Here is a 12,457-nt window from a genome sequence, read left to right as displayed (position 1 = left end):
GCATTCCTCCTTAGTAGTTATCGCTTATTCGCGTATTTGGCCGTTTCCGTAAATGCGGAATTTGGTCGAAGTTAAAGCTGGCAGTCCCATCGGACCACGAGCGTGAAGCTTCTGGGTGGAGATACCGATCTCTGCTCCGAATCCAAACTCAAAGCCATCCGTAAAGCGAGTAGATGCATTGTGATAAACTGCAGCGGCGTCCACTTCTTGTAGGAATTTCTCTGCATTAGCAGCATCTTCCGTCACGATACATTCGGAGTGCATAGTGCCGTAGTCACGAATGTGAGCTAAAGCCTCGTCTAAGTCTTTGACAACTTTTATGGATAAAATATAATCGCCGTATTCGGTGCCCCAATCCGCTTGTTCAGCGACCAGCATGCTTGGTACTAAGCTTCTTGCACGCTCGTCACCCCGCAGCTCAACATGAACACCTTGGAACGCTTCGGCAATCGCTGCTAAATGTTGTTCAGCAATGGCTTCATGGACAAGCAATGTTTCCATACTATTGCAAACAGAAGGACGTTGCGCTTTCGCGTTAATTCCGATACGAACGGCCATATCGAGCTGTGCACTTTCATCTATAAAAGTATGACATACCCCTGCGCCTGTTTCAATGACTGGGACGGAGGCGTTATTGACAACATTTTGAATAAGTGAATGACCGCCACGTGGGATCAGCACATCAATCAGACCGTTGAGCTTTAACATTTCGTCGACAGAGCTGCGATCAGTGTTAATGATGAGCTGTAGGGCATCAGCGGGAATCTCAGAACGTTCTAGAGCTGTATGCAGAACCTCTACAATTTTCTCATTGGAAGAGATGGCAGAAGATCCGCCACGCAGCACGACTGCATTACCGGTTTTGAGACATAAACCTGCGGCATCGACCGTCACATTCGGTCTTGCTTCATAAATGATGCCTATTACGCCGAGGGGAACACGTATTTTGCGAATCCGCAGACCATTCGGGCGGTCAAAAGACTCGAGCGTATCCCCGATTGGATCTGGGAGCTCTGCGATTTGACGCAAGCCTTCTGCCATGGCTGCAATGCGAGTTTCGTTAAGGGACAACCGATCAAGTAGGGAGGCACTTGTACCTAACTCCTTGCCACGCTGAAGATCCTTCGCGTTCGCTTCAATAATCGCTTGCTGCTCCGTGATCAAAGCATCAGCCATAAGCAGCAGCGCTGCGTTTTTTTGTTCCGTTGTAAGATTGCCCATCGCTTGGGCGGCTTGCTTGGCAAGCTTAGATTTACGAATAACTTCACTCATGGGAAGACCTCCTAATGGAAAAAGGTTTGGCAATGCGTTAACAATTGTTCCACGTTAAGTTCATAAACAGTGCCATTGCGGCGTTCTTTACATTCGACGATGCGTTCGCTCGTTTTTTTGCCTACGGTTAGTCGAAGAGGGAAGCCGAGCAAATCGGCATCATTGAATTTCACGCCCGGACGTTCCTCGCGATCGTCCCAGAGGACGGAGTAGCCTGCGCGCGTTAATGTTCGATAAATTTCCTCAGATAAAGCCATTTGTGCGGCATCGCCAACTTGAACCGTTAAGAGATGCACGGAATACGGCGCTATAGCGTTAGGCCAAATAATGCCTTTCTCATCCTGATGCTGCTCAATGACGGCAGCCAACACGCGTGAAACGCCGATCCCATAGCAGCCCATAATCATCGGCTCAGAGAGTCCATTTTCATCGGTGAAGGTAGCACCAAGAGCTTCACTATATTTGGTGCCGAGCTTGAATACGTGCCCGACTTCAATGCCTTTAGCAAAATCGAGCTCATGTCCGCAGTGGATACAGCTTTCGCCTTGTCCGACGTTGCGAACATCTGCATAGGTGAGTTCCGCCAGATCGCGCTGCACATCAACGTGTTGAAGATGGTAATCCGCCTCATTTGCGCCGACGACTGCGTTTGTTAAGCCTTGTATCGACGTATCTGCGATCAGCTTAACGCTTGGTAGTCCAATCGGTCCGATAAATCCAGCGATGGAGCCTAGCGCAGCGATTTCTTCTTCGGATAGCATGGTGATTTCTTGTACGCCTAGAACGTGCTTTAGCTTGATTTCATTGATTTCGAGATCTCCTCGGACAAGTACAATAACAGGTGTACCCTCCGCTTGAACGGCGATGGATTTAATGATTTGCTGCGGTTCAATTCGCAGGAATTGACTTAACTGCTTTATACTTGTTACGCCTGGCGTATGCACTTTCGTTGGTTGTGCATGTGGCATGTCGGTAGATAACGCTTCTGCATTAATTAAGTGCCCCGTTGCTTTCTCCAAATTCGCCGCATACTGACAGGCTGGACAATGCACGATCGTATCCTCGCCGACATCCGCTAAAGCCATGAATTCATGCGTATCCGTACCGCCAATTGCCCCGGAATCGGCTTCAACGGCACGGAATTGCAAGCCGCAGCGTGTGAAAATGTTAACATACGCATCAAACATCGCTTGATAGCTGGCATCAAGTCCGCTTGCTGAACGATCGAAGGAGTATGCGTCCTTCATTAAAAACTCACGTCCACGCAGCAAGCCGAACCGTGGTCTGCGCTCATCGCGATATTTCGTTTGGATTTGATATAACGTAACAGGCAGCTTTTTATACGAATGAATCTCATCTTTGACGAGCGTTGTAATCACTTCTTCATGCGTAGCGCCTAAAGCAAACTCGCGTCCATTGCGGTCTTCTAGCCGCATTAATTCGGGACCATAGACATCCCAACGACCGGAGGCTTTCCATAATTCGGCAGGATGGAGGGCAGGCATGAGCATTTCTTGTGCGCCTGCGCGATCCATTTCTTCCCGCACGATCGTTTGAATATGTTGAAGGGCCTTAAGGCCCAAGGGTAAGTAGGAATATATGCCGCTGGATAACTGACGGATGAGTCCTGCACGCAGCATGAGTCGGTGGCTGGCAGCTTCGGCATCTCCCGGAACGTCTCGCAGCGTAGGGTTTAGTAATCGTTGTTGTCTCATGAGTAAGGGAGATCCTCGCTTTCTATCGTGAAATTATGGTTAGGTCAAAAGATTAGGTCAAAGGCACCCATTCATCGCGGTGAATGACTTCGATGCGTGAGACCTCGACACGCTTCTGGACTTCGTCAGTGGAAAGACCTGCTGCGGCTTGCACTTGCCAAGCCGCATAGTTGACGACGCCGCGGCCCAGCAGCGCGCCTTCACTGCAGAGCACCTCGACGACGTCGCCGGGGTGGAAGTCGCCTACGGCTCCCGTGATGCCAGCAGGGAGCAAGCTCTTACCGCCGTTGATCAGGGCTGACTTCGCCCCCTGATCAACGATGATTTGCCCCTGGGGCAGCGAGTGGAAGCCGACCCACTGTTTCTTGACCGGCAGATTGTTCAGCGCCGTGTCAAAGTACGTGCCCTTGCCTGTGCCGTGCACGGCAAGGTGTAGATCATCGGGCTCGAGTACGCGCCCGATGAAGACCGGCACGCCCCCGCGCATCGCGATGCGGGCGGCCTCGACCTTGGAGCGCATGCCGCCGGTGCCGACCGCGCTCCCAGAGCCTCCAGCGAAGCTGAACAGCTCATCGCTGATGGCGGCTACGCGATCGATGCGCTGCGCGTTCGCGTTTTTGCGTGGATCGTCCGTGTACAGGCCGTCCATATCGGTAATGATGATCAATTTGTTCGCCTTGACCAAATTGCCGACCAGCGCCGACAACGTGTCATTGTCGCCGAATTTCAATTCATCGACCGAGACGGTGTCATTCTCGTTAATGATCGGGACGACGCCGCGCTGTAGAAGCTCGTCAATCGTCATCATCGCGTTCTGCACGCGCTTGCGGTTAGAGAAGTCGTACCGAGTCAGTAGAATTTGCGCCACGCTCACGCCGTGGGATGCAAATGCTTCATGGTACGCCTGCATTAAGAGCGCTTGGCCGACGGCTGCGGCAGCCTGCTTCTCGTGCAGCACCTTGGGCCGTGTGCGGTAGCCAAGGGACGTGAAGCCTGCGGCTACTGCGCCTGAGGTGACGAGCAGCACTTGGCTGCCGCTGCGCTGCAGTGCAGCTAGCTCCGACGCAAAAAAACGTATTTTATCCGGATTCAGGCCGCCCGTATCTGAGGTTAATGAAGAGCTGCCGATTTTGACGACGATTCGCTGTGTCATATTCATCCCATCCTTCGGTTTCATGGCTATGTAGATACAAAAAAAGACTCCCGTCCTTAAAACATAAGGACGAAAGTCTGTTGCTTCCGCGGTACCACCTTAGATTAGCGCATGTCAAATAGACAAAGCACTCCACTCTAGATTCCCTGTATAACAGTAGGGCACTGTTCAACTCATCGTTGACGGTTCAGGGGCGGGTTCAGATTCGGTTCACGGCAAGCTCTCTCAGTCGGTGGAGCTTACTCCCTGGTTACGTGCGGCACGATTCTTACTATTCCCATCATAACGTTGCTGTTTGAAATTTTATTCTAACTAGAATAGCATGGTACCGAAGACTTTGTAAAGGTGTAAAAGGCTTGATTATAAGGGAATTCGTAAAATTAGGTACTAAAACAAATTCAGCTTCCCAATGCGCCCCACAGCCTCAGCTAAACGTTCCTCAGAGGATAACAATCCTAATCGTACATAACCTTCGCCATGTGTTCCAAATCCAACACCTGGGGCCACGACGACTTTGGCTTCTTCCAGAAGCAAGTCGGCAAGGCTCTGTGACGAATGTCCCTTCGGAACAGGCAGCCAGGAGAAGAAAGATCCCTGAGATGGCTTCGCGTTCCATCCGATGCTGGCCAGTGCGGTGTAAAGCGCATTTCGACGGCTCTCATACACATCACGCAACTCGGTTACACAATCTTGTGAAGCCGTCAATGCGGTAGCAGCAGCCGCTTGGATCCCGCCGAACAATGAACAATAGTAATGATCCTGCATCAAATTAATGAGGCGAATCACTTCTTTATTGCCAAGGGCAAAGCCTACGCGCCAGCCGGCCATATTGTACGTTTTGGACAGCGTATAGAACTCAATACCGACTTCCTTGGCGCCAGGCGTTTGCAAGAATGAGATCGGCTTCTGACCATCAAAACCAATGGCACCATAAGCGAAATCACTCGCCACAACGACACCATTTTTCTCAGCGAATGCCACAGTTTCTTCATAAAAAGAAGCGGGAGCTGTCGCACCAGTCGGGTTGTTTGGATAGTTAATAAACATCAGCTTCGCACGGTCTAGATCGGACTGCTTCAATTGCGAATAATCAGGGAGGAAGTTATTTTCCTCACGTAACGGCATGAAAGCCATCTCAGCACCTGCCAGAGCGACACCAGACCAATAGTCGGGATAGCCAGGATCAGGTACGAGGCAGACATCGCCTGGATTCAATAAACATTGAGCAATTTCAATGAGTCCTGTTTTGCCGCCAAAAAGAATGGCCACTTCCGTATCTGGATCCAGATCGACATTGTGATCTTCCTTATAACGCTGCGCAATGGCTTGTTTCAGGAAGGGAAAGCCGCTGAATGGCGGATATTTATGATATAACGGATTCGCAGAAGCTTCTTGAATAGAAGCAACGATATGCTTAGGCGTCGGGCGGTCTGGATTCCCTTGACCCAAATTAATGACATCATGGCCAGCAGCGATTTGAGCATTCGCTTTGCCAACGAGCGTTGCGAAGAATTGTGTCGGAAGACCTTTCATTCTTTCAGCAGGTTGTATGGCAAAACGAGAAGTTGTTGAAGATACGTTTGTCACGGTTTAATTCACACTCCGGAGGTCGGGATAATAATACTATCCTAAATGTAACATGATTAAACTTTTTTTCATAGTCGATGAAGATATTCAATTGTACTTCATTTCGACATTGTCATACTATTGAGATACTAAATGTTCAGATGTCGAAGGAGATGAATGCGGATGTCAACGAACACGCAAGTTGCAGACGTTTTTTTACAGGAATCGATACGTGCATTTCAAAGTATGAAGGTGCTGGCGGATAAAGCTTTTGCCCAAACCGACGAGGCTTTCTTTTATCAGACATTAGATGAAGAATCGAATTCTCTGGAAGTGCTTATAAAGCATATGCATGGGAATATGTTGTCCCGTTGGACCGATTTCTTAACCTCCGATGGGGAAAAAGAGGCGCGCGACCGCGATGGTGAATTTGAAAGTGAGAATCGTTCAAGAGAAGATCTAATTGCCTTGTGGGAAGCAGGTTGGCAAGTACTGTTTGCTACATTGCAATCTTTAACACCAGAGGATGTGCTGTCTGAAATCCAGATTCGTGGGGAAAGCCTTACGGTTATCCAAGCGATTCAACGACAAGTGTCGCATTACGGCTATCATGTCGGGCAAATTGTGCTGCTTTGCAAGCATTGGTCCAGTCAAGATTGGAAGACGCTCAGTATTGCGAGAGGGCAGTCGAAGTTTTTTAAACCAGCGAAGTTGAGTTAGGCGCACATTTCGACTAGTATGTACACATAAAGCATTTTTTTAACCGGAAGGAGTCTTCATCCATGTCTCAAAATCAATTACTTAACCTTGCACTTATTCAAATGGATATTACGATCGGTGAGCCTGACGCGAATTTTGCTCACTTAGCGAAGCTGCTTCAGGAAGCGATGGTAGCCGAGAAGAAGCCCGATGTGCTTATTTTTCCCGAAATGTGGAATACAGGTTATGCCTTAACTGAAATTCATCAACTTGCGGATGTAAATGGCGAACGAACTAAAGCGTTCCTTAGTGAATTCGCTCGTACACATCGCGTAAATATTATTGGCGGATCAATTGCGGATAAAAAAGGGGATCGTGTGCTCAACACGATTTATGCTTGGGACCGCGAAGGTCGCGAGATCGTCGAGTATTCCAAAATCCATCTGTTCCGACTCATGGACGAAGAGAAATTCCTGCACAGCGGTGAAAAAGTGGGCTTATTTGAGTTGGAAGGTGTTCCGGCTGGAGCGATGATTTGCTACGATATTCGTTTCCCTGAACTATCACGCAGATTGGCGCTGGATGGCGCTCGTATTTTATTCGTGCCTGCGGAATGGCCGCATCCGCGTCTGCATCATTGGCGTACGCTGCTTATGGCCAGAGCGATTGAGAATCAAATGTACGTCGTTTCCTGTAATCGCGTAGGGACTAGCGGCACGACGAATTTCTTCGGTCATTCGATGGTCATCGACCCCTGGGGCGAGGTGCTCGTGGAAGGCGACGAGAGCGAAGCGATTCTCCGAGCGACGATTGATTTGGAAGAAGTTGTGCGAGTACGGGGCAAAATACCCGTTTTTGAAGATCGCAGGCCCCATTTATATTAGGGAAGTTGATTTTTGCAGCGATATTTTGTAAACTAAAACCAATTGAATGATCAATTGTGGCTGTGAAGGATGAATAGTACTTGATTTACTTCATATTCAGCGAGTTGGGGTTTGGTGTAAGCCCAGCATGAAGCTCAAGGAAACGGCTATCCGGAGCCAATACGATAAAGGGGATACATGCTTTGTAGGGTGTATCAACTAGGGTGGAACCGCGGGTGCTCAAGCTCTCGTCCCTAGGCATTATTTGATGCCTTTGGATGTTGAGCTTTTTTGATGTTTGCTCATGTCCAAACGGTCGTCATCGGGCGATTGTCCCACTAACTAGAAGCTTAAGGAGCGATTGAACAATGAGTGTAACGATGGAGCAAGTAGTCGCATTAGCGAAGCACAGAGGTTTCGTATTCCCAGGTTCAGAAATTTATGGCGGTTTGGCGAATACGTGGGATTACGGTCCGCTTGGTGTTGAATTGAAAAACAACATTAAACGCGCATGGTGGAAAAAATTCATTCAAGAATCCCCATACAACGTAGGGTTAGATGCGGCGATCTTAATGAACCCACAAGCATGGGTGGCATCAGGTCACGTAGGTAACTTCAACGATCCAATGATCGATTGCAAAAGCTGTAAAGCCCGTCACCGTGCGGATAAATTGATCGAAAACAAGCTGGCTGAGAAAGATATCGAAATCGTCGTCGATGGTATGACGTTTGATGACATGATGAAGCTGATCGTGGAGAACAACATCGTGTGTCCAGATTGCGGAAGCAAAGATTTCACAGATATTCGTCAGTTCAACCTGATGTTCAAAACGTTCCAAGGCGTAACAGAAGCTAGCTCCAACGTGGTTTATCTACGTCCTGAAACAGCGCAAGGGATCTTCGTTAACTTCAAAAACGCACAGCGTACGATGCGTAAAAAGCTGCCATTCGGTATCGGCCAAATCGGTAAAAGCTTCCGTAATGAAATCACGCCAGGTAACTTTACGTTCCGTACACGTGAATTTGAACAAATGGAGCTTGAGTTCTTCTGTAAGCCAGGTGAGGACTTGAAATGGTTCGAGTACTGGAGAAGCTTCTGTCATAACTGGTTGCTTTCCCTAGGTGCTAAAGCGGATCACCTTCGTCTTCGTGACCATAACGAGGATGAGTTGTCCCACTATAGTAATGCGACAACGGATATCGAATACAAATTCCCGTTCGGTTGGGGCGAGCTTTGGGGTATCGCGGATCGTACTGACTACGATTTGAAGCAGCACATGGCGCATTCCGGTGAAGATTTCAATTACATCGATCAAGAAACGAATGAGCGTTATGTTCCTTATTGCATCGAGCCTTCCCTTGGTGCAGACCGTGTAACGTTGGCGCTTCTGATTGATGCGTTCGAAGAGCAAAAGCTGGAAGGCGACGACAGCCGTACTGTTCTTCACTTCCACCCAGCATTGGCGCCGATGAAAGCTGCGATTTTCCCACTTTCCAAGAAGCTAAATGAAGGTGCACAAGCAGTATTTGCTGATCTTGCGAAGCACTTCATGGTTGATTACGATGATACTGGTTCGATTGGTAAAAGATACCGTCGTCACGATGAGATCGGTACGCCATTCTGTATCACGTACGATTTTGAGTCCGAGACGGATGGTCAAGTAACGGTTCGAGATCGTGATACGATGGAACAAACACGTATGCCGATTTCCGAATTGAAAGCATTTATCGAAAACGCACTTCAATTTTAATCGAAAACCCCTTGGAAGCTCGTCGAAAGACGTTGGCTTTCAAGGGGTTTTGTTTGTTTTAGATAACATAATCCAAAACTTCACTGTAAGGTAAGTAACGTCGAACTTCACGTAACGGCGGTGTATACACATGGATTGAAATGGCCGCTTCATGAAACGGATTGTTCAGCTGATGAATTTGCTCCGCAGGTGCTGTGAAATATTCTCCAGCCTGAATGAAATCGTCTTTCTGAGCGATCGGATAACCGTCTTCATTGTCTAAAGCGAAGATTGAATTTACGAGTGATCCGGCAACCAGATAGGCCGCGCCTACGGACGAGCCATGATTATGGATGGCCGTTGAACGTGAAGCGGGAATATGAATGACGATGACTTCCAGATGTGGCGTGCTATACACGACATTTCTACCATAAGGCAGATGGATTGGCTCCGTTTTGTAATCAGGAACGAAGATGAGTTCTTGCTCTATCGATTGAAGAGCCTCTTTTAATTGCTCCAAGGTTGGAGTATGCAACTTACAGAATGTCTGTTCAATTGCGCTGACGAGCGTCATGGCTTCCGCCTCCTAGGCATTCTCATCGCTTTATCAAAATTAATTTGGGAAAGGATAAGTTTTTTTTATATACTATGCCTCGGAGTTTTAAACGGTTATGGCTAATTCGCATAATTTTGCGTGTAAATCGGTCTGTAGACGGGGAATTGTTCCTACTCTAGCGGTATGGCTTGTAGATGTTGCTTCTGACACAATAGTAGAAGATAACGATTTCGAGCGATAATGAAAGGATGATATGAGATGCAGGTAATAGGAAATGAGCAAGATGAGAAAGAAATTTTAGCCATCTTTGGAGCATTAAGTAGCGCATGGAATACCCATGATGGGCAAGCGTTTGGAGCGTGTTTTACGGAGGATGCCGATTATGTGACGTTTATTGGCCAGCATATTAAGGGGCGTCAAGCGATCGGAGATATTCATCAGACATTATTTGATGGGATATTGCGTGGTTCCGTCATGGTTGAGGGTGGTTCACTTCAAGTTCGCTTCATTACACCAGAGTTGGCTATTGCACATGCAGTAGGGGCGATTAAATTACGGTGGCAGAAGACAGCGCCTAAAAATCGAGACTCCATTAATACGAACGTTGTGGTAAAGGAAAAAGGCGAATGGAAAATTGCAGCTTTTCATAACTGCCGCATCCAACCGCCTAATTTTATTCAAAAATGGTTCATGAATAAGTCTAAATCGAAGAATTAAGGATAGTTAGACCCGAAACGGTGGCATCCGTCTGCCATCAACGTCGGTGAAGCCATATTCCTCCGCTAGGCCGCCAGCCTCCCAAAGTTGTCCTGCTTTCAGGTGTACTTGAGGGTCAGAGGCAAGAGCAACGACGGCTCTACCGATATACTCCACGGATTCTGTCGTGTGAAGCTCCTCATTTTGCATAAAAGTAGGGTCGTCAGGTTGAAGCTCATAATGCTGCATCACCGCTTCTGTTCGCATCCAACCAGGTGCTAATGATAGCGCGGTTACAGGCAGTTGATTTGCTTCGAGATTTTGAGCCATGGCGCGGGTCATGTTGACGACGGCTCGTTTCACCGTGTCGTAAAAGACGCTAACCGGATAATCCCCTCCAATGTCGGAGTATACACCTGTATTAATGAGGAGACCTTTCTTCTGCTCCAGAAAAAAGGTCGTCATCGCATAGCGGCTGGCAACCATCTGAGCGCGCAGTCCTGCATTGAACATTTTATCCCAGCGAACCATGGGCTGCTCCCAGAACGGTGCTAGGAAATCACCATCCTCAATATTTTCATAACCACCCCACGCATTGTTTACGAGAATATCCAGTTTACCTTGCTCTTGTTGAATTTGTGCAAAGAGTGCTTGAACATCCTCATCTACGGTATGATCACAACGAACGGCGATCCCCACACCACCTCGAGCGGTAACTGCCTCTGCTGTATTCTCAATCGTACCTCTGTCATTATCGCTATTCGATTGCGCGCGCGTACTGCGTCCTGTGACATAAACGGTTGCACCGGCTTCTCCAAGCGCTAAAGCGATTCCTCGACCGCCGCCGCGACTAGCCCCTGTCACTAAAGCTACAGTGCCGTGTAGTTTTTTTGTCATTTGTTCCGTATCCACCTTTGCTATTGTCATCTCATTATGGAAATTAAAGTAAGTCCTAGTGCTAGTATAGCTCTCTATTTAGTATATATCCTACGAACGGCACATGCCAGAAATCCTTAATCCTGCAAATAATCATGCAAACGCTGTCTTATTTTAGTGCAAGTATACTATCTTCTTAGAATTACTACCTTTGCACTATTTCAAGCATTCGATTTGAGCCTTATAGTTAGTGTCACATGCGCGAAAAATACATAATTTTGTAAGGTGTTGATTGTAATCAAGGCATGAGACAACGCTATCTATTTCACTCAGAGCATAAATGCCAGTTCATTTCAAAGGTATATAGAGAAAGGGAGTGGGATTGATGACAGGATTAGCTGAAGAGACGCAAATGCATGAATTCACGGAGAGAGTCGGGATCTCACAAGCGGAGATTGCCAAGCTGCACGAAAAATCATTTCTGAATGGCGTTCAACGAGATTCGACGCGTGTAAGGTTTCGCGTGCAGGGCAAGATGATGGAGAGGCTTCTAGCTAAAAACCAAGTGCTCATGGATGTCATCCTTCGACAAGCGCATTTGAAGACGAATACGTTTTACTTTCCAAATTTATTGATGGTAACGGATAATCACGGGGTCATTTTAACGATTAATGGGGATGAACGATCGATTCTGCAAGCTGCTAATTTAAATAATATTGGCATTGGCTCTTCGTTATCTCTCTCAAGTGCGGGGACTAATGCGGTATCAGCTGCTATTGATCTTGGGCGACCAGTTTGGATCAGCGGTGAGGATCATTATTTGGATACGATGCACAATTGGGTGACGATGTGTGTTCCCATCCAAATTGCTGATAATCAGATTATGGGGTATTTAGTTTTGACGGCATTTCAATACATCTCAGCACCTTTTATGTATCCATGCATCAAATCGATTGCGCTTCTCCTTGAATATGAATTGAGGAAAACGGAGCTGCAAAGTAAAACATGGTTTGTAGAAGAAATGCTGGAAGAACGACTGAAAGCGTTCAAGCTGACGCTCCGTGAGAAGGAAGTCGCCACATATTGGCTGCTGGATTATGATTATAAGCAGATCGGCAAGGTTTTGGGCATCAGTGAGAATACGGTTCGCGTCTATGTAACGAAAATCAATCGCAAGTTGAAAGTAAACTCCAAAGCTTCACTGATTCTGAGCGTTCTTGGTGCGATCTAGATATACATATAGACGAGTCAAAACAAGAAATAGTTCACCTGATATATAAAAAAGCTCCTATTCACACGAATTTTGTGGGGATGGGGGCTTTTTTGACATG

General features: G+C 47.4%; 11 protein-coding genes. 5 read left to right on the top strand and 6 right to left on the bottom strand.

Going from position 1 to position 12,457, the window contains the following annotated elements:
- Positions 1-24: 24 nt before the first annotated feature.
- From AC58UX_RS22240 to AC58UX_RS22225, 4 genes are all read right to left on the bottom strand, one after another.
- Positions 25-1,272, bottom strand: coding sequence for a glutamate-5-semialdehyde dehydrogenase (locus AC58UX_RS22240; protein WP_497256750.1), 1,248 nt, complete (start codon positions 1,270-1,272; stop codon positions 25-27).
- An 11-nt stretch (positions 1,273-1,283) separates the two neighbouring features.
- Entirely contained in the window at positions 1,284-2,987 is a 1,704-nt protein-coding gene (locus AC58UX_RS22235; RefSeq protein WP_497256748.1) for a proline--tRNA ligase, read from the bottom strand.
- A gap of 52 nt (positions 2,988-3,039) precedes the next feature.
- A complete protein-coding gene (gene proB / locus AC58UX_RS22230; RefSeq protein WP_497257252.1) occupies positions 3,040-4,140 on the bottom strand; it encodes a glutamate 5-kinase in 1,101 nt (366 codons plus the stop codon).
- Positions 4,141-4,527: 387 nt separating this feature from the next.
- Positions 4,528-5,727 (bottom strand): pyridoxal phosphate-dependent aminotransferase, encoded by a 1,200-nt coding sequence (locus tag AC58UX_RS22225; protein WP_497256746.1) that lies wholly within the window; start codon positions 5,725-5,727, stop codon positions 4,528-4,530.
- Positions 5,728-5,889: 162 nt separating this feature from the next.
- Between AC58UX_RS22225 and AC58UX_RS22220 the strand changes: the two genes are divergently transcribed.
- The 3 genes from AC58UX_RS22220 to AC58UX_RS22210 all read left to right on the top strand — a co-directional run bounded on the left by AC58UX_RS22220 (position 5,890) and on the right by AC58UX_RS22210 (position 9,019).
- Positions 5,890-6,426, top strand: coding sequence for a DUF1572 family protein (locus AC58UX_RS22220; protein WP_497256744.1), 537 nt, complete (start codon positions 5,890-5,892; stop codon positions 6,424-6,426).
- A gap of 62 nt (positions 6,427-6,488) precedes the next feature.
- Positions 6,489-7,289: a carbon-nitrogen family hydrolase gene (locus AC58UX_RS22215; RefSeq protein WP_497256742.1), complete on the top strand. Its 801-nt coding sequence runs from the start codon at positions 6,489-6,491 to the stop codon at positions 7,287-7,289.
- A 347-nt stretch (positions 7,290-7,636) separates the two neighbouring features.
- Entirely contained in the window at positions 7,637-9,019 is a 1,383-nt protein-coding gene (locus AC58UX_RS22210; RefSeq protein WP_497256740.1) for a glycine--tRNA ligase, read from the top strand.
- 58 nt (positions 9,020-9,077) lie between these two features.
- Here AC58UX_RS22210 and AC58UX_RS22205 read toward each other — a convergent pair whose 3' ends face one another.
- Positions 9,078-9,572, bottom strand: coding sequence for a cysteine dioxygenase (locus tag AC58UX_RS22205; RefSeq protein WP_497256738.1), 495 nt, complete (start codon positions 9,570-9,572; stop codon positions 9,078-9,080).
- A gap of 240 nt (positions 9,573-9,812) precedes the next feature.
- Between AC58UX_RS22205 and AC58UX_RS22200 the strand changes: the two genes are divergently transcribed.
- Positions 9,813-10,271 (top strand): SgcJ/EcaC family oxidoreductase, encoded by a 459-nt coding sequence (locus AC58UX_RS22200; RefSeq protein WP_497256736.1) that lies wholly within the window; start codon positions 9,813-9,815, stop codon positions 10,269-10,271.
- Positions 10,272-10,277: 6 nt separating this feature from the next.
- Here AC58UX_RS22200 and AC58UX_RS22195 read toward each other — a convergent pair whose 3' ends face one another.
- Positions 10,278-11,147 (bottom strand): SDR family NAD(P)-dependent oxidoreductase, encoded by an 870-nt coding sequence (locus AC58UX_RS22195; RefSeq protein ID WP_497256734.1) that lies wholly within the window; start codon positions 11,145-11,147, stop codon positions 10,278-10,280.
- Between the two features lie 364 nt (positions 11,148-11,511).
- Between AC58UX_RS22195 and AC58UX_RS22190 the strand changes: the two genes are divergently transcribed.
- Complete coding sequence (locus AC58UX_RS22190) at positions 11,512-12,357, top strand: helix-turn-helix transcriptional regulator (protein WP_497256732.1); 846 nt, start codon at positions 11,512-11,514, stop codon at positions 12,355-12,357.
- The last annotated feature ends 100 nt before the right edge of the window (positions 12,358-12,457 follow it).

Source organism: Paenibacillus sp. J22P90 (assembly GCF_059692195.1).
This window is presented reverse-complemented; position numbering and strand designations above follow the sequence as displayed.

Coding starts and splice junctions, on each gene's coding strand:
- AC58UX_RS22200 (WP_497256736.1), top strand. CDS start 9,813: ATGCAGGTAATAGGAAATGAGCAAGATGAGAAAGAAATTTTAGCCATC.
- AC58UX_RS22240 (WP_497256750.1), bottom strand. CDS start 1,272: ATGAGTGAAGTTATTCGTAAATCTAAGCTTGCCAAGCAAGCCGCCCAA.
- AC58UX_RS22190 (WP_497256732.1), top strand. CDS start 11,512: ATGACAGGATTAGCTGAAGAGACGCAAATGCATGAATTCACGGAGAGA.
- AC58UX_RS22220 (WP_497256744.1), top strand. CDS start 5,890: ATGTCAACGAACACGCAAGTTGCAGACGTTTTTTTACAGGAATCGATA.
- AC58UX_RS22215 (WP_497256742.1), top strand. CDS start 6,489: ATGTCTCAAAATCAATTACTTAACCTTGCACTTATTCAAATGGATATT.
- proB (WP_497257252.1), bottom strand. CDS start 4,140: ATGACACAGCGAATCGTCGTCAAAATCGGCAGCTCTTCATTAACCTCA.
- AC58UX_RS22205 (WP_497256738.1), bottom strand. CDS start 9,572: ATGACGCTCGTCAGCGCAATTGAACAGACATTCTGTAAGTTGCATACT.
- AC58UX_RS22210 (WP_497256740.1), top strand. CDS start 7,637: ATGAGTGTAACGATGGAGCAAGTAGTCGCATTAGCGAAGCACAGAGGT.
- AC58UX_RS22195 (WP_497256734.1), bottom strand. CDS start 11,147: ATGACAAAAAAACTACACGGCACTGTAGCTTTAGTGACAGGGGCTAGT.
- AC58UX_RS22235 (WP_497256748.1), bottom strand. CDS start 2,987: ATGAGACAACAACGATTACTAAACCCTACGCTGCGAGACGTTCCGGGA.